Raw genomic sequence first — 17,188 nt, forward strand, 5'->3', positions numbered from 1 at the left:
AGGCCCTAAAAAAAATCTGAAATTATTTTCGGGAGTTGCCCAGCTGGTAGTTCAGGCTCATGTTCATCCCGATCGCGTAGGGTTTTCCCTGTGGTACGGCGGCTTTGTCCGGGTCTGCCACGAGGGTATTGAAGTAATGCCGCACCTCCGGACCAAGTGCCAGCGTCAGGTTAGGCGAGATGCGTTTGCCAACACCCACAGAGCCATTTCCGGAGAATTGCACGTTGCGGAAAGGCGAGTCGTAGTCGTCGGCGGTGTAATTGACTGACTGCACCTCCTGGTTAGAGGCTGTCACGCTGGACTCCAGCAGGAAGTTGGCAGCCACGCCCGCGGCGGCATACACAAACCAGTCTTTGTTGATGTCATGTTCGTACTGCAAACCTACCGGTACGGTCAGGTGACGATACTTATACTCAGTATCAAACGAGTCGCCTGTGCGGGCTACGCTCACGGAGTCGGATGAGAAGCCATCGTTTAGTGCCGATGTAAAGTAGGTGGTTGGGCTGAGTTCGTAGCGCTCGTTGGAACGCGGTTTCGTCCAGAACTGGCGCACGATAAAGTTAGACCTGGAGCGTGACTTGTTCTCGCTGTAGCCTATACCTGTCAGTAGTTTCAGCTTGTTCTTTAATTTAAAACCGGCTTTCGCCTCCACTGCATATGAGTAGGCCGGTTGCGTGCTCTCCTCAAACTCGTCACGGGCGGCCGATATATTTTGGAAAGACTCTTTTGACGCATTAACACTTGGCCCTGCTGCTGCCAGGCTGAATCTGTTTGCACTGTTCTGTGGTGGCATGGAGAGCGGGTCCGGCAGGCCAATGTTCTGTTCGAACACAGACGGCACATAAGCCAGGTTCAGGCTCCAACGGCTGTTTGATTTGGTTGCTGCTTCCACAGTTTTCGGTTGCTGGGCAGCAAGTTTACTCTGTGCCGCCTCCACAGACTGCTGAGCCTGCTGACGGCTGGCCTGCTGCGCCTCGCTCATCTCGGCAAACGTCTTAGGCCTGGCTGCCAGCGACTGACTTCCTACTGGGAATTGTTGTCCTGTAGCTGGTGCACTGTTTCCGAATGTGATCGTTACACTCTCCCAGGTGATGATCTGGGTATAGCGATTGCCATGAGGAGCGAAAAGATTGCCTTGCGCACCACCAGCAGCGTTGCCAGGCAAACCACCCGACACATAACCTCTGCTACGGCCCGGCATAGGCGTGTAGCCCAGGTATGGGCTGTAACCCGGCGACACGTCGTAATAATCGCCTGCCTGTGGGCCTTCATTAAGTTTGATTACTTTGGCAGGTATAGGCTGCCTGTCCTGGCGTGAAGCGGTAGCATTCGCTGCTCTTTTAGTAGTTGCCGCTTGCTTGGTAGTTGCTGTTTCCTCTATGTAGGTATAGGCCATAGCAGCGGCCTCCTCTTGCTGGGTGGCGTAGGCCTGCATGGCCTCCTCCACAGTTACAGGGGCAGCAGCTGGTTTGGTTGCCGGCGCGGCGGCTATACCTGGCTGGGCTCCAGGCTGGTTCAGGCTGCCACTGTAGTAATAGGCCAGCAGTGCGCCGGTCAGGGCAAACAGCACAAAACAGGCCGCGGCAAGCTGCCGATAAAAGAGTGCCCGTTTCTTGTAATCCTTATTTTCCTGCACGGTCAGGTCGTGGTCGATGCGGGCCCATAGGTCCGTGGCAGGCCTGGCCTCAGCATCGAACAGGCGGCTCTGGAATTCGTCTTCCAGGGTGTTTCGCTTATGGTTATTGGCTGATGACATGCTCTTGATATGTTTTCTCCTGGCGCTCGAGCATACCTTGCAGTATGGCCCTGGCGCGTGAATACTGTGACTTTGATGTACCTTCGGAAATGCCAAGCATCTCCCCTATTTCTTTGTGATTGTAACCCTCGATGGCGTACAGGTTGAACACCATGCGGTAGCGTGGGGCCAGGCTTTGGACCATGCTGAGCAACTCATCCATAGAGTAGCCTGTCAGGTTGACATCTGCTGATGCGATGTTGCCCACTTCCTCCGTTTCATGTGAAACGGTCATGAGCGACTTCTGCCGCAGCTGTTTCAGGGCGGTGTTGATCATGATGCGACGCACCCAAAACTCCAGCGGACAGTCCCGCTTGAAATTCTGAATATTGGCAAACACTTTCACAAACCCTTCCTGCATCATATCCTCTGCCTCGAAGCTCGTGGGGGCGTAGCGCATACAAACCGCCATCATCTTGCGCGAGTAAAGGTCATAGAGCAGTCGCTGCATGTCCCGCTTGCCGGCAATGCACCCCTCTATGAGTTTATCCTCGTCTGACTTAGGTTTTGTAAAAAGCTTCAAACGCCTTTTCTTTTAGCTCCACTCCTATGATTCCCATAGCGAGGCAATGGTTGCAAGCACAAAAAAATAATTTTTCACCTCTGGTGGATGGCATAAAAGCGCACCAAGAACAATTGCACAGTAAATATATTAAGATTAAATATTCCCACAACAGAAAACTGTGTATAAACAGCAAGGGCCTCTCCAAAACGGAAAGGCCCTTGCCGGAATTATTTAAGGTGAGAGAGGTTTTAGAGGACAGTTAAGAACAAAAGCTTGTAGAACATGATCGAGAAAAGGGCAGCGATCAAAACCCAGGTATAGCCGATGATCTGGTAAGCGTCAGAGGCCCCTTCGCCATCCTGACTCAGCACTTCATAGGCCTGCAACCGGGCTTGCCCCAGTATGTTTTTGGACACCAATTGATAAGCAGTGTGTATACCCAGCACCACCAGCACCACATCATCCAGAAAACCAAAGACAGGCACCAGGTCAGGAATCAGATCGATGGGAGAAATAGCATAGCCGATGACCACAGCCAGCAAGAGCGGCACATACCATCTCACCTCCGGGTGACGGGCAGACAGGTATAGGGCGTAGATCTCCGCATTTATCTCATGCGCTTTCTGGCGAAGGTAGGTCAAGTGCATCATGGGTGTAAGGGCAAGGGGGTGATTTATTTCTCCTTACGCAGCAGCACTACCAGAAAGTTTCATAATAACATAAAATATACGCAATATTTTATCCAGGCTATTCGTTAGCCCAGATTTTCCAGGCAGCTTCGGCCTGCGCATGGAGCATGGGCAACCCGTTCATCGTATGCGCCCCTGCCAGACGGCCTTTTTGCAGGAATAGGGTTTCCTGGGGGTTATAGACCAGGTCGTAGAGAAAGTGCTCCGGTGTCAGGGCCTCGTAAGGTATAGCCGGAGCGGTATCTGTAGCAGGGGCCATACCTAACGGTGTCGTGTTGATAATCAGGGCATAAGCCTGCAGCACCTCTGGTGTTATGGCCTCGTAAGGCAGCTGATTTTGGGCTGGGATTCGGGAGACGGAGGTATAAGGTATAGCCAACTCGTCCAGAGCAGCCCAGACGGCTTTGGCAGCGCCGCCCGTTCCGAGCACAAGCGCTTGGGCGCCCTCACCCGCCGGATAAAACTGCTGCAGCGTATCCCGGAAACCAATATAGTCGGTGTTATAGCCTTTGGTTCTGCCGCCCGCTATTTTGATGGTATTCACAGCGCCTATACGGGCAGCGCTATCGTCCAGTTCGTGCAGGTATGGGATAACGACTTCTTTATAAGGCACCGTCACATTCAACCCGACCAACTCAGGCTCATGCGCTAGCAGTTCAGGGAAACCGGCGATATCGGGCAGTTCGTAAAGTTCGTAAGCAGCGTCGGCTATACCTTCGTGGGCGAACTTCTCTGAGAAGTAGCGCTTCGAGAAGGAGTGCCCGAGCTTTTTGCCGATGAGACCGAATTTACGCATATCTTTTTTTGATTTAAGTAAAGCTATACCTTCCCGGCAGGGCGCTCGGCGATGCGATCGAGCAGGTATACCACCAGGAAACCGAAAATGGCCAGCAGCACCGTGTAGAGCAGGTATGAGCTTTCGCCTGTCAGCTGGGCATATTGAGCCGGCAGTATGTTTTCCTGCAGGAGCGGCTTCACTTCGCCGTGGCGGTCGGTATACGTTTCGAGTGTCTTTTTCCAGGGCCATACCTTGTTGAGCGAACCCAGCATAAAGCCTGTCAGGAGCGCCACGGTCACGTTATGGTACTTCTTCAGCATCCAGTTGAGCACATGCGAAAAAGCCAGCAGGCCCGTCACGCAGCCTACGCCGAACACCAGAATGATGTCAATCTTAAACTCTTTGAGCGCATTCATGATGAACTCGTACTTGGCCATCAGCAGCAACAGGAAGCTTCCCGAAATACCGGGCAGGATCATGGCGCAAATCGCGATAGCGCCTGCTATGAAAACGAACCAATGCGCCTCAGGTGTCTGCATGGGCACAGCCACCGTTATGTAATAGGCCATAACCGCCCCGATAAGCCCAAACAAGATGGTAGCAGGCCGCCAATGGGTTATCTTTTTAGCCACCACAACAACCGACGCCACGATCAAGCCAAAGAAGAAACCCCACACCATAATTGGGTAGGTCGCCAGCAGGTATACCACCAGATTGGAAAGAGTCAGGATGGAAGTGAAAATCCCGGACAGCAGCACCACCAGAAAACTTCCATTAATGTGCTGCCAGAAACCTTTGATATCGAAACGTGACAGCAATCGCAGCGCATCACCATTAACAGAACGGATGGCATCCAGCAACTCTTCGTAAATACCTGATATAAAGGCAATAGTACCTCCGGAAACGCCAGGCACCACGTCAGCAGCACCCATACTCATACCTTTTAAATAGAGGAGCAGGTGTTCTTTTAAAGATCGTCGTTTCATGCTTTTAATAATCTGGATTTGGCTAAGCACAAAAAAATTGCCCATCGGTAAACCTGACGGGCAATTTTTTTGATTCGTTTTGTATTAAGCGTCTATGATGGGCTGTCCGTTGTTGATGAAGTGCGTGAAAGTGTCACCCCGCAAACCGAGTCGGATCGTCTCGAGCGGAATAACCTCGCTTGGCGCAATGTTACCCAGGTTCACGTTAGCACCCAGCAGTTTGATGAACCATACCTGCTGCGCTTTCTGAGGCGCTTCCCACAGGATCTTCTCAAACGGAATTTTGGTCAGTATCTCTTCTACCAGACCGCTACGCACCTCTCCTGTGGAGCGGAACAAGCCTACGTTGCCTCCCTCGCGGGCCTCCCCGATCACTTTCCAAGCACCTGCTTCCAGCTCAGCCTGCATCAGCCTGATCCACATATAAGGCGGGATGATCTTCTCAGCGTCCTTTGAGCCAACTTCTGAGAGAACCGTCACCTGCTCAGACAGCGTCCGGATGTAACCGCACTTTTTCTCGTGGTTCATTTCGATAGAGCCGTCCGATACCTCCGCAAATGTCATATTATACTTATCGAGCACACGGCGGTAGTCTTCAAACTGGTTGCGGGCGATGAAGGCCTCAAACAAGGTACCTCCGAAGTAGACAGGTATACCGGCTGCGCGGTAGGCATCCAGCTTCCGCTGCAGGTTTGGCACCACATACGAGGTAGCCCAGCCCAGTTTCACGATGTCTACGTACTCACCTGCCACATCCAGGAAGTCTTCTACTTCACGTATGCTCAGGCCTTTGTCCATGGCCATGGTAAAGCCACGCTCACGCGGCTTTGCTGCACGCTCTGGCAGGCCGTTCAGAATATAATTGCTGTTCATTATTTGCGATATTGGTCAATTAGTCGGGATAATGCGCGCTGAGACTCAAGCTCAGGGAAGAACTCAAACAACAGCTTATGTTTTTCGAAGTCCAAAATTAATGCATTTTCCAGATAATTGTATGCTTCTCGGTATTTTCCTGCCGAAAGCATGTAGGCACAAGCCCTGTAATACAGCTCTGCTTCATCAGGCTGCAGCTCTATCGCATTCAGAATTATTTCGGTCGCTTCCTCAAAATTACCCTGCTCGTAGAGAATGATTGACCAGTTAAGGTATATGTCTTTATCTTCCGGCTGAATTTCAGCGGCACGCGCATAGCTTTCCAGCGCCGATACCACGTGGCCCACATGGTACTCGGCCGAAGCCAGCGCCACCCAGTAATCCACACTATCGTCGTAAAGCGTGACGGCCTTCTTAAAGAAGTGCACCGACTCATACCACTTGCCCTGCGCATCCAGCACCACACCAATGCCAAACCACGCCTCGTCCATCTCCGGATCCAGGTCAATAGCCTTTTGGTAATAGCGGCGCGACAGGTCCCATTGCTGCATCTTCTCGTAGCACTCGCCTATGTTGCAGAACACCTCTGCTGAGGGCGAACCGTGCTCCAGCATGCCGTTAAAGGCTTCGATGGCTTTGGTATACTCCCCAATAAACACATAGGCATTGGCCATGTTGTTGTAAGCCGTGATAAAATCGGGCTTGATAAGAGTAGAGTAGTCGTAAGCGGCAATGGCCTTATCGTAAGATCCCATCTTGTTGTACACGTTACCCAGATTAAACCAGGCCACATACGAGTAAGGGTCTTTGTCAATAAAGGCCTGAAAGAAGGGCAGTTCCTCGCGCATAGAGCCGGTTATCTCCATGCAGTAGATGATCTCCTGCATGGCAGCTTCGTTCTCCACGTTCAGTTCGATGCACTTCTTATAGTACTTAATAGCTGAGCTGAACTTGCCCCAACTCTGGTAAGTGAGGCCAATGTTGAAATAGATATCGTCTCGGTCCTCAGCAAAGGCCAGGGCTTTCTTGAAATGGTCTACGGCATTGCGATACTCGCCGCGCTGCGTAAAAATGATGCCCCGGGTCAGGAGCACATCGGGGTTCTGCGGCTCCACTTCGGCCACCTGATCGATGAGCACCATGGCGTCTTCGAAGTTGCCGGACATGGCCAGCAGCTGCGCTTTGTCTATCTGGAGCCCTGTCGAGAAAGGATACTGTGCAATAGCGGACTCACAGGCCAGCAGCGCCTTCTTATAGTCAAAGCTAGCGGTATAGTGGTCTATTATATATTCAAAATCGGTCAGGTCAAAAAAAACGGTCTCGTTTGTACCCAGCATCTGCTCGAACCGAATAATCAGTTCAGAATCTTCGCTGTGCTCGTCAAAATTCTCTTTCATCTCCTATATCCCACAAACTGCAAAAGGCAGTTCTTGTCTTTTAACTACATTTATAAACTGCAAATAGTTTAGTTTGCGCGGGTCAGTTCCGGACCTCTCTGATTCTGTGCTATTTGCAGCAAACCCTGGCAAGTCCAGGCAATGGATTCGGTCAGTGGCCTGAAATCCATACCTGTTGTTTTATGAACCTTCTGATTGTCAAACACGTGGCTTTTGGTGGTCACGCGGGCAGTGTCTTTTGTGATGAGCGGTCGCCCCCCCGTCAGCCAGGCACGGGCATGCTCCAGTCGCCACACCACTTCGGCCAATGCCGGAGAAACTCTGAAAGAAGGTGCCTTCTTGCCAAAGCATTGGGCAGCCTCCTCAAAAAACTCTTTATAAGTGAGTTGTCCGGCATTCAGGATAAATCTTTCGCCGGAAACATCCGAGAACGTCAGACGCAGCATGGCCTCCACCACGTCGCGCACATCCACGAAATTAGCACTGCCTGGGGTATAGAATGGTCGCTGCTGGTACACATACTTGAAAAGACGTGTGCTGCTGCGGTTCCAGTCGGCCGGTCCCAACACCACAGAAGGGTTCACGATCACGGCCTGCAGCCCTTCGGCTATACCTCGCCATACCTCCAGCTCGCCGTAGTGCTTCGACTCGGCATAGGCTGATTGCTTCTCGCCGGCATCCCACTTGCTGGTTTCATTCAGCAGCGTTGCATCCTTGTTGCGGCCAATGGCGGCAATTGAGCTAACATGACACAGCTTGATCTCTTCCTCCGCTTCCAGACAGGCATCCACGATATTGGCAGTGCCAACCACATTCACCTGCTGCAGCAACTCGGCATCCTGCGGCGCATACGACACCAGGCCGGCACTATGAAACACGTAGGCTGCGCCCTGTAGCGCTTTTCGCAGCAAGGCAACATCCAGAATATCGCCCTCCACCCACTCTACCTGGTCAGCCTGCGCTACAGCCGGCACCTGGCCACGGTATAGCGCACGCACCCGGTGGCCCTGCGCGACGAGTGCCGGTATAAGATAGCTGCCAATCAGGCCGCTGCCGCCTGTCACGAAAACCATCGACATGGGTATAGGGTGAGTTAAGGGATTATAGTTTACTGTTGAGTAGCGGAAGTTCCAGGGCCTTTACCAGATACTTCGAGCAAAGCACCTTCTGCAGGTTGGCAATGTGCTTCAGGCTGTGTGTATCAGAGCCCAGAAAATCAACCAGACCGGCATCAATTAGTTTTTCGATGATCATTTTGGCGCCTGGAGAGTAATAGCCCGTAAGCGAGTTGAGGTTTGGCTGCAACAGCACACCCTGCTCCCGGAGCCCTACCAGATCATCGAACTTGCCATAGAAGTAGGTATAGCGCTCGGGATGCGCCAGCACCGGCTTGTAGCCCAGCGACTGCATCCGGAAAATGGCTTCGCGCAGGTTGAGCGGCTCGTTCAGGAAAGAGGTCTCGAACAGCAGGTAGTTGTCACCGAATGTGAGCAGTTCCTCGTTGTCTTCCAGCTTCTGCAGCAGGGCCTCGTCCAGGTAGTGCTCGGCGGCACAAGCCAGCTCCATCTCTATACCTTCAGCCGTGACGGCATCCTGCAGCACTTTCAATTGCATGCGAATAATCTCGGGCGTGTTGCGGTAGAAATCGCTCATGATGTGAGGCGTCATGATCAGCTTGCGGTAACCCATCTCCTGCATACCGCGCACCAGTTCCAGCGACTGCTCCAGGGTGGCGGCGCCGTCGTCTATACCTGGCAGTATGTGCGAATGCATGTCCACACCGAGTATACCCAGCGACTCAACCTGCATTTCCTCCTTGCCAAACAGATTCTGGAAAAACTTTATCATTGGCTCTATTCAACCGTATGTACACGGCACAAAACACAAACGTTGCCAAACACGGCAACGCAACATCAAAATAACGCAAATATTATCCGCTATCAAAATAAACGCAGTCCGTTTGGATTTAATATAAGACCAGGGAGCGCAGCCGTCAAATTACTGATTTTTATACGACACTGAAAGCAGTCAGCAAGAAAATCATGGCCGGCGTTCAAACATTAACTAAATGAAACTAAAACACCGAATTTGGCAATCAGGCTAATTTACTTAGCTTTGTAAACCCTTTATTCGTTTATCAGTTTAATACACGCGACTTTATAACATCTAAACTTAAATGGAATTTAACTACACAGAAAACCAGCGCATGATTGCCGATATGATCCGTGACTTCGGAGCCAAGCACATCAAACCAAAAATGATGGAGTGGGACGAGAGTCAGGAGTTTCCGGTGGAAGTGTTCAAGAAGCTGGGCGAACTGGGCCTGATGGGCGTGCTGGTACCAACCGAGTACGGCGGCTCCGGCTTTGGCTACCTGGAATATGTAACGGCTATCGCGGAGCTGTCTAAGATCGATGGTTCTATTGGCCTGTCCATGGCGGCGCACAACTCCCTTTGCACCGGCCACATCCTGCAATTCGGTAACGAGGCGCAGAAAAAACAATACCTGCCTAAACTTGCTACTGCCGAGTGGATCGGTGCCTGGGGCCTGACAGAGCCTAACACAGGTTCTGACGCCGGCAACATGCGTACCGTGGCCGTGCAGGACGGCGACCACTGGGTGATTAACGGTGCCAAGAACTTTATCACGCACGGCAAGAGCGGCAACGTGGCTGTTGTGATCGTGCGCACCGGCGAAGTGGGTGACTCCCATGGTATGACCGCTTTCATCATCGAAAAAGGCACACCGGGCTTCAGCGCAGGTCGCAAGGAAGACAAGCTGGGCATGCGTGCCTCCGAAACCACAGAACTGATCTTCGAAGACTGCCGCGTGCACAAAGACCAGATGCTGGGCAAAGTGGGTGAAGGCTTTATTCAGGCCATGAAAGTGCTCGACGGTGGTCGTATCTCTATCGCGGCGCTTTCGCTAGGTATAGCACAGGGCGCTTTTGAGGCGGCTTTGGCTTACTCGCAGGAGCGCAGCCAGTTCAACAAACCGATCTCCAGCTTCCAGGGCATCTCTTTCAAACTGGCTGACATGGCGACGGAGATCGAGGCAGCTTCTCTCCTCACCTACCAGGCGGCCGATATGAAAAACCGCGGCCTGAACGTGAACAAGGAGTCCGCCATGGCAAAACTGTATGCCTCTGAGGTATCGGTGCGAGTGGCGAACGAGGGCGTGCAGATCTTCGGCGGCTATGGCTTCACGAAAGACTACCCGGCCGAGAAGTATTACCGCGATGCCAAGCTGTGTACCATCGGCGAGGGGACAAGCGAGATCCAGAAACTGGTTATCTCCAGAGCCATCCTGAAATAGGTTGGCAATCAAAAGTGTTTTAACTTGCACGCAAGCTGGTTTTGGCTGTGCCTGCGGCACTTTTGTATGGTTCGCGGAATTATTTTCGTCAAACTATTGATTTTTAAGTAAAACATTAACTAAATTTGCATCCCTAAATATCAGAAGAAGCGAGGAAAAACATGATTATTGTAAACGTAAAAGATAACGAGTCTGTAGACCGTGCCCTGAAGAGATTCAAGAAGAAATTTGAAAGAACTGGTGTTCTGAAAGAGCTGAGAGCGAGAACGTTCTTCGAGAAACCATCTGTTTCTAAGAGAAAGCAAAAAGAAAGAGCGAGATATAAGCAGCAGCTTTTCGCTAACGAAAACTACTAGTCTTTCTTTAAAGATATTTTATTTTTCCATACCTTGGTATAAATGGCAGGCACCCCTGTCTTTTACATCAAGGTATGGAATTATTTTTTAAGTATCTCGAATACGAGAAGCGGTATAGTCCGCATACGCTTACCTCTTACCACACCGATCTGGGCCAGTTCGCGCAGTACCTGCAGGACACCTATCAGATCACCGATCCTGCCGAGGCAGACCATGCCATCATCCGGTCGTGGATCCTGACCCTTGTGCACAAAAACCTGGAGGCCCGTTCTGTTAACCGCAAGATCGCCTGCCTCCGCTCCTACTATAAATTCCTGTTGGGCCAGCAGCGCATCAGCGCCAACCCGATGCTGCGCATCAAGGCACCTAAAGTGTCGAAGAAGCTGCCCGCCTTTGTACCGGAAGAGCCTTTCAATAATTTCCTGGACACCTTTACTTTCGAAGATACCTTTGAAGGGCAGCGCGACCGCCTGATACTAGAGTTCTTGTACGGGACCGGTATGCGACTTGCCGAACTCATAGGTATAGCGCACGAAGACGTAGACCTGCATGCCAAAACCGTGCGTGTGCTGGGCAAGGGAAACAAGGCACGCATCATCCCCCTAAACGACACGCTCGTCCATTCCATCAGGCAATTTCTGGAGCACAAGAAAAGCCTGTTTGGCAATAACAATTCGGAAAGGCTGCTCGTTACTAATAAAGAACGACCTCTCTATCCGAAGTTCGTTTACCGTGTCGCTAAAAAGTACATCAGCTTGGTTACCACTTCTGAACATAACAGCCCACATGTGCTACGACACTCCTTCGCTACTCATCTGCTGAACAACGGCGCTGATCTCAATGCCATCAAAGACTTGCTGGGGCATGCCAGCCTGGCTGCCACACAGGTATACACACACAATTCAATAGAGAAGCTGAAATCGATTTTCGAGAAGGCTCATCCAAAAGCATAAGTTTAACCATAAAATGTTACGATTATGAAGCTACAGATGCATTCAATCCACTTCGAGGCTGACAGACAGCTGACCGATTTCATCCAGCAGAAAGTAGATAAACTGGAAACATTCTACGACCGCGTTGTAGAGGGCGAGGTGTTTCTTAAACATAACAACAACGATGGAACAGATAATAAGACTGTAGAGATAAAGCTTTACGTACCAGGCTCCACCCTGTTCGCCAAAGAAGATGCAACCTCTTTCGAAGCTGCAGCTGACGCAGCAGTAGAGGCCATGCGCCGTCAGCTTAAAAGATTCAAGCAAAAGCAAATGGCGCACTAAGCCCGTTTGAACTCTGCTATACCTGGACAGGTATAAAACAAAAGGCCTGCTGATTGCTCAGCAGGCCTTTTTTATGGCGCAAGGTATAAGTCGGTTATAAACCGAACTCTGCCTTGATCTTGTCTACGTAGTCGAGTTTCTCCCAGGTGAAGGTCTCGAACTCTTTCACTTCTTTGGTGCCATTTACAGAAACTTCTACCTGTTTCTTGCCCGGCGTTCTGCCCATGTGGCCGTAAGCGGCTGTTTCAGAGAAGATCGGGTTCTGCAGTCCAAAGCGCTGCACGATCGCGTAAGGGCGCATGTCGAACAGCTTGTTTACCTTCTCGGCAATTTCACCATCACTCATCAGGTTACCGCTCGCATCCTTCACTTTGGTAGAGCCATAGGTGGTTACGTACAAACCAACCGGCTTGGCCACGCCAATGGCGTAAGCGACTTGTACCAGCACCTGATCGGCTACGCCGGCCGCCACCAAGTTCTTGGCGATGTGACGCGTGGCGTACGCGGCAGAACGGTCTACCTTAGAGGAGTCCTTACCCGAGAAAGCGCCACCACCATGGGCACCTTTACCTCCGTAGGTATCCACGATGATCTTACGACCGGTCAGGCCAGTGTCGCCGTGTGGGCCACCGATCACGAACTTGCCGGTTGGATTGATGTGGTAAGTAATTTCGTTATTGAACAACTTCTGGATGCGCTCCGGCAATAGCTTCAGCACACGTGGCATCAGGATGCTGTCTACATCTTCTTTAATCTTAGCTACCATCTGCTTCTCAGCTGCTAACTTGGCGTCATTGCTGTCAGTTGCAGGAAGCACAAACTCGTCATGCTGGGTCGAAATCACGATCGTATCAATCTCCTCCGGCACGTGGTTGTCACTGTAGCGGATAGTCACCTGTGATTTGGCATCCGGACGCAGGTATGTCATCTCCTTGCCTTCTTTGCGGATGGCAGAGAGTTCCTCCAGCAGCAAGTGCGAAATGCTCAGCGCCAACGGCATGTAGTTGTCCGTTTCGTTGGTGGCATAGCCAAACATCATCCCCTGGTCGCCGGCACCCTGGTCTTCAGGGTTGGTGCGCTCCACGCCTTGGTTGATGTCCGGGGACTGCTCATGTATAGCCGATATCACACCACAGGCGTCGGCATCAAACATATATTCTGATTTGGTATAGCCTATACGCTTTATCACGTCGCGGGCAATCTTCTGCACATCGACGTATGCTTCCGTCTTCACTTCGCCGCTCAGCACAACAAGCCCTGTCGTAACAAGCGTTTCGCAAGCCACTTTAGACTGTGGGTCCTGCTTTAAAAATGCATCTAAGAGGGCATCAGAAATCTGATCCGCTACTTTATCCGGATGTCCTTCTGATACAGACTCGGATGTGAACAAATATGGCATCTCAATGATGGGTTTAGGTACAAAGTATAAACCAACTGCCAGAAACGACAGCGATTGCAAAGCTACAGCAATTCCGTCACAATAAAAACGATCATTTACACAGGGTATACTTGTATTTAAAATCTAATTTGATACGCCAACCTTATCCCCTCAGAATTGTATATAACAGATAAAAGCCAGTCGCCCTGCAGCATAGCCCGTGTCAGTCAAAAGATACTTACAGGGCATGGCAACTAAACAAAAGCTATACAAAACCTTTTATATATAGCCCCGTTTCATTCATTAAAATTGCACATTTAAGACTCAACGATGAAAAAATATATTTTGATGATATGGTGCCTGGCCATGACAGCACAGGTCAGCCTGGCCCAGAACGACTCCCCCTACAGAACCAAATTTGCAGTAGACGCCCCGATTACGGCGGCAGGTATGGGCCTCAGTTACTATGGCCTCACCCGCATGCAGGACAAAGACGGGCTTACCGAAGAGCAGATTGCCAACCTGAACAAAAACCAGGTCAACAGCTTTGACCGCTTTTCTGCTGGCTGGGACTCCGACCAGGCCAAGAAAGTAAGTGACATCCCATTCTACGGCTCTTTTGCGCTTCCGCTCCTCCTGACGGCTTTCGACGACGATGTGCGCAGCAACGCAGGGCAGGTTTTTGGCATGTATGTGCAGACCATGGCCATCACAGGTGCCCTGTTCACAATGTCGAGTGGTTTTAATCCAAGAACAAGGCCCCTGGTCTATAGTCCGGATGTAGAGATAGGAGATAAAATGCGTGCCAATGCCCGTAACTCCTTTTATGCCGGGCACACGACGGCGGCAGCGGCGGCTTCTTTCTTCTTTGCCAAAGTGTTCCATGACTTCAACCCCGACTCGCCTGCCCGTACCTATGTGTGGTTAGGAGCGGCCGCCGTACCTGCTACCGTAGGCTACCTGCGTCTGCGAGCCGGCAAGCACTTCCTCAGCGATAACCTGCTGGGCTACGCGGTGGGTTCGGCTGTTGGTATTCTGGTGCCACAACTACACAAAAAATCCAATAACAGCGGCCTTTCGCTAAGTCCGACCATTATCCCAACGTTTACCGGCTCAGCCTCGCAGGGAGCTAACCTGAGCTATACCTTCTAAGCACAAGGTATAAAGACCACCATACTCACTATACCTCTTCCGCTAAAATCAGTCCTGGCATTTCGATAACGGGATTGGGAGCAGGAAGCGAAGGAGGTTGATTTGCAATAACTGATAAAGTGCTGCTTCCGTTGATAAGCGACATAAAAAAAGCGCCCGGTATAAACTGCCGGGCGCTTTTTTATTAACTGGAGGTGAGTTTTATTTTTTGAGATTCTCCTCAAAGAGTTTGTAGATACGTTTGTATTCGTCAGTCCAACTGGCTGGCTCTGTGAAGCCGTGGTCCTCTACCGGGTAGACGGCCAGCTCCCAGTTGTCTTTTCCCAACTCAATCAATCGCTGGGTCAGGCGCACCACATCCTGAAAGTGTACGTTGGTGTCCACCATACCGTGGCAGATCAGGAGTGCTCCCTTCAGGCCTTCCGCGTAGTAAATGGGCGAGCTCTTGGCATACGCCAGGCTATCGAGCTGCGGCACGTTCAGGATATTGGAGGTATAGCCGTGGTTGTAATGCGCCCAATCTGTTACAGATCGCAGGGCAGCGCCTGCGGCAAACACATCCGGCTCTGTGAACATGGCCATCAGTGTGATAAAGCCGCCGTAAGAACCACCGTAAATCCCGATGCGTTTTGGATCCACGTTATACTTGTCTACGAGCAACTTGGCACCATCCACGTGGTCGCTCAGGTCTTTTCCACCCATAAATTGGTAAATACCGGTACGCACGTCGCGGCCATAACCGGCGCTGCCACGGTAATCGATATCCAGCACGGTATAGCCGTTGTCAGCCAGGAAGTTGTGGAACATGTACTCTCTGAAGTAGGAGCTCCACCACTTATGGGCGTTCTGCAGGTAGCCGGCACCGTGTACGAAGATCACTGCTGGGCCATTCGCCACCGCTTTCTCCGGACGATACAGTCGGGCGTATACGTCCTCTTCATCGCTTGCCTTGAAGCTGATCACCTCCGGTTCGCGCCAGTTGTAGGACTTGAACTCGTCGGTGAGTGATTGGGTTACCTGGCGTGGCTTGGCTCCTTTTTTGTTGTCCTGCACAAACAGCTCCCAGGGCTTGTTGCTGTAAGAGTAGCGAATGGCCAGTTTTTTCTCGTCTGGTGAAAGGGTTACCTCGTGCGCGCCAGTGCCGGAGGTCAGTTGGGTCATCTCGCCTCCATTGACTGGCATTCTGTAAAAATGCTTCTCGCCCGGGTGTACCTTGTTCGCTGTGAAATACCAGTTCTTCTTGTCTTTGGAAATCTGGGGGCCGGAAATCTCAAACTTGCCACTTGTAAGTGCTTTCTTCTTGCCATTGTTCAGGTTCACGGAGTAGAGGTGTGAATAACCGCTCTCCTCGGACTGGAACCACACCTGCTCGTTGTCGGGCATAAAACCGATATCGCCTGTTCCGTATCCTATACCTGGTCCATTGATCCAGGCTTCGTCGCGCTGGCGGTCGAGTGTGCTCAGCTTGCCAGAAGCCGGGTCAAGCTTCAGTATCCAGCGGTCTTTGTTGTCGGCTGCACGGGCTACCATCACGGCGTGCTTGCCATTGTCTGACCACACGGGCCCAAACAGGGTTACGGCGCGTGCTTCTGTTTTGACAGGTTTTGTGGCTGGTTCTTTGGCTATACTTGCTTTGGTATCTCGGTCACGGAGATAGGCAGGTTGATCGTTTATACCTTCTATACCTCTCACCTGCAGTGCATAGGTTGAATCACGGCTGATGTCGTACACAAATGACTCGAAGGTTGCCTGTGCATCGCCTACCTTGGTGCGGGTGTTGATATCCTCTGTGTAGCCCGTCGAGGTAACGAAGTCTGGCACAATGGCTACTTTCGCGTTTTTAGGACGCGTTACCATCCGGTAGCTGATGTAGCGCTCATCCGGACTAAGCACAATGTTATCCACGGACTTGTCGCCAATGAAAATCTCTTTCGGCCTTTTTGGGTTGTCAGCTTTCTGTTGTTGCTTGGCTGCTTTGCTGTCCGCTTCGCGTTCGCGCACGATCTGCAGGAGAGCCAGTTGCTGCTCTTTCAGCCAGTCACGCTGTGGGTTTTTGCTCTCTTCCGCTGGTTTGTTTCCCTTTTTGAAATCAGTTAACTGTGCTAACTGGCCATTGGCAATCGTCCACAGGTATAGGTTACCATCTTTCACGAAGGCCACCTTTTTCTCGTCATGGCTAAACGAAGGGCTGTTCTCCCGCTCTACCGTATTGGTAATCTGCCGGGACTTTCCACTCTTGATGTCGAGCAGGTATAGGTCGCCATTTTTCTCATATACTTTCTGGGTTTTGGCTCTGTTGTAGCGGGCGTTCCAAGTTCCTGGCAACGCACGGCGCTCCTGCGCGCTCACCTTTTGCAGGTTACTGCCACTAGCAGATACGCTGTAGAGCGAGTCTTTGCGGTTGGTATCAGGGTTCCAGTTGAAGTAGATCTTTTTGCCATCCTCTGACCAGAACACATTGCTCGGAGAGGTGCCAATCCAGGTCGGGTCGCGCATGATCTTCTCCACACTCAGCTTGTTGCTGTTCTCCTGTGCCTGTACAGCGGCACCGCCAGCCAGCACAAGCCAGGACATCAGGAGAAGGGCTTTCTTCTTAAGAAGCATAATAGATGATTAGATTGTTGTTTGAAATGAAATTAAGCTATAAAATCCAAACTTACCAAACGGAGGCATTTACCTTTTTGCG

General features: G+C 51.3%; 16 protein-coding genes. 5 read left to right on the top strand and 11 right to left on the bottom strand.

The window, feature by feature from the left end; genetic code table 11:
• Positions 1–22: 22 nt before the first annotated feature.
• From AC4QZR_RS02845 to AC4QZR_RS02885, 9 genes are all read right to left on the bottom strand, one after another.
• On the bottom strand, positions 23–1,756 hold the full coding sequence (locus tag AC4QZR_RS02845; protein ID WP_494479536.1) for an outer membrane beta-barrel protein: 1,734 nt from the start codon (positions 1,754–1,756) through the stop codon (positions 23–25).
• Positions 1,740–2,318: an RNA polymerase sigma factor gene (locus AC4QZR_RS02850; protein ID WP_494479537.1), complete on the bottom strand. Its 579-nt coding sequence runs from the start codon at positions 2,316–2,318 to the stop codon at positions 1,740–1,742. Before AC4QZR_RS02850 ends, AC4QZR_RS02845 begins: the two co-directional genes overlap by 17 nt.
• 230 nt (positions 2,319–2,548) lie before the next feature.
• On the bottom strand, positions 2,549–2,950 hold the full coding sequence (locus AC4QZR_RS02855; protein ID WP_494479538.1) for a YkvA family protein: 402 nt from the start codon (positions 2,948–2,950) through the stop codon (positions 2,549–2,551).
• 97 nt (positions 2,951–3,047) lie between these two features.
• Positions 3,048–3,785: a shikimate dehydrogenase family protein gene (locus AC4QZR_RS02860; RefSeq protein ID WP_494479539.1), complete on the bottom strand. Its 738-nt coding sequence runs from the start codon at positions 3,783–3,785 to the stop codon at positions 3,048–3,050.
• Positions 3,786–3,808: 23 nt separating this feature from the next.
• Positions 3,809–4,753, bottom strand: coding sequence for a polyprenyl-phosphate transporter (locus tag AC4QZR_RS02865; protein WP_494479540.1), 945 nt, complete (start codon positions 4,751–4,753; stop codon positions 3,809–3,811).
• 84 nt (positions 4,754–4,837) lie between these two features.
• Positions 4,838–5,626, bottom strand: coding sequence for a phosphosulfolactate synthase (locus tag AC4QZR_RS02870; RefSeq protein ID WP_253400938.1), 789 nt, complete (start codon positions 5,624–5,626; stop codon positions 4,838–4,840).
• Positions 5,626–7,023 carry a tetratricopeptide repeat protein gene (locus AC4QZR_RS02875; RefSeq protein WP_253400939.1) on the bottom strand — a complete coding sequence of 466 codons (1,398 nt, stop codon included), beginning with the start codon at positions 7,021–7,023 and terminating at the stop codon, positions 5,626–5,628. Before AC4QZR_RS02875 ends, AC4QZR_RS02870 begins: the two co-directional genes overlap by 1 nt.
• Before the next feature lie 68 nt (positions 7,024–7,091).
• Positions 7,092–8,102 carry an NAD-dependent epimerase/dehydratase family protein gene (locus AC4QZR_RS02880; protein WP_494479541.1) on the bottom strand — a complete coding sequence of 337 codons (1,011 nt, stop codon included), beginning with the start codon at positions 8,100–8,102 and terminating at the stop codon, positions 7,092–7,094.
• A 22-nt stretch (positions 8,103–8,124) separates the two neighbouring features.
• On the bottom strand, positions 8,125–8,871 hold the full coding sequence (locus AC4QZR_RS02885) for a tyrosine-protein phosphatase (RefSeq protein WP_253400941.1): 747 nt from the start codon (positions 8,869–8,871) through the stop codon (positions 8,125–8,127).
• A 328-nt stretch (positions 8,872–9,199) separates the two neighbouring features.
• On the opposite strand from AC4QZR_RS02885, the gene AC4QZR_RS02890 reads away from it, so the two are divergent.
• The 4 genes from AC4QZR_RS02890 to hpf all read left to right on the top strand — a co-directional run bounded on the left by AC4QZR_RS02890 (position 9,200) and on the right by hpf (position 11,972).
• Positions 9,200–10,339, top strand: a complete 1,140-nt coding sequence (locus AC4QZR_RS02890) for an acyl-CoA dehydrogenase (RefSeq protein WP_494479542.1) — start codon at positions 9,200–9,202, stop codon at positions 10,337–10,339.
• 161 nt (positions 10,340–10,500) lie between these two features.
• A complete protein-coding gene (rpsU, locus tag AC4QZR_RS02895; protein ID WP_253400943.1) occupies positions 10,501–10,695 on the top strand; it encodes a 30S ribosomal protein S21 in 195 nt (64 codons plus the stop codon).
• Positions 10,696–10,769: 74 nt separating this feature from the next.
• The gene (locus AC4QZR_RS02900; RefSeq protein WP_494479543.1) at positions 10,770–11,648 is read left to right on the top strand and encodes a tyrosine-type recombinase/integrase; all 879 of its coding nucleotides are present in this window, start codon (positions 10,770–10,772) and stop codon (positions 11,646–11,648) included.
• Positions 11,649–11,672: 24 nt separating this feature from the next.
• Positions 11,673–11,972, top strand: coding sequence for a ribosome hibernation-promoting factor, HPF/YfiA family (hpf, locus tag AC4QZR_RS02905; RefSeq protein WP_253400945.1), 300 nt, complete (start codon positions 11,673–11,675; stop codon positions 11,970–11,972).
• 94 nt (positions 11,973–12,066) lie between these two features.
• Here the strand turns inward: hpf and metK are convergent, their stop codons facing one another.
• Positions 12,067–13,371 (bottom strand): methionine adenosyltransferase, encoded by a 1,305-nt coding sequence (gene metK / locus AC4QZR_RS02910; protein WP_494479544.1) that lies wholly within the window; start codon positions 13,369–13,371, stop codon positions 12,067–12,069.
• A gap of 309 nt (positions 13,372–13,680) precedes the next feature.
• Between metK and AC4QZR_RS02915 the strand changes: the two genes are divergently transcribed.
• On the top strand, positions 13,681–14,502 hold the full coding sequence (locus AC4QZR_RS02915; RefSeq protein ID WP_494479545.1) for a phosphatase PAP2 family protein: 822 nt from the start codon (positions 13,681–13,683) through the stop codon (positions 14,500–14,502).
• Between the two features lie 201 nt (positions 14,503–14,703).
• On the opposite strand, the gene AC4QZR_RS02920 is transcribed toward AC4QZR_RS02915, so the two are convergent.
• Positions 14,704–17,106, bottom strand: coding sequence for a prolyl oligopeptidase family serine peptidase (locus tag AC4QZR_RS02920; protein ID WP_494479546.1), 2,403 nt, complete (start codon positions 17,104–17,106; stop codon positions 14,704–14,706).
• Positions 17,107–17,188: the final 82 nt, after the last annotated feature.

This window comes from Pontibacter sp. YIM B11418, from assembly GCF_059278805.1.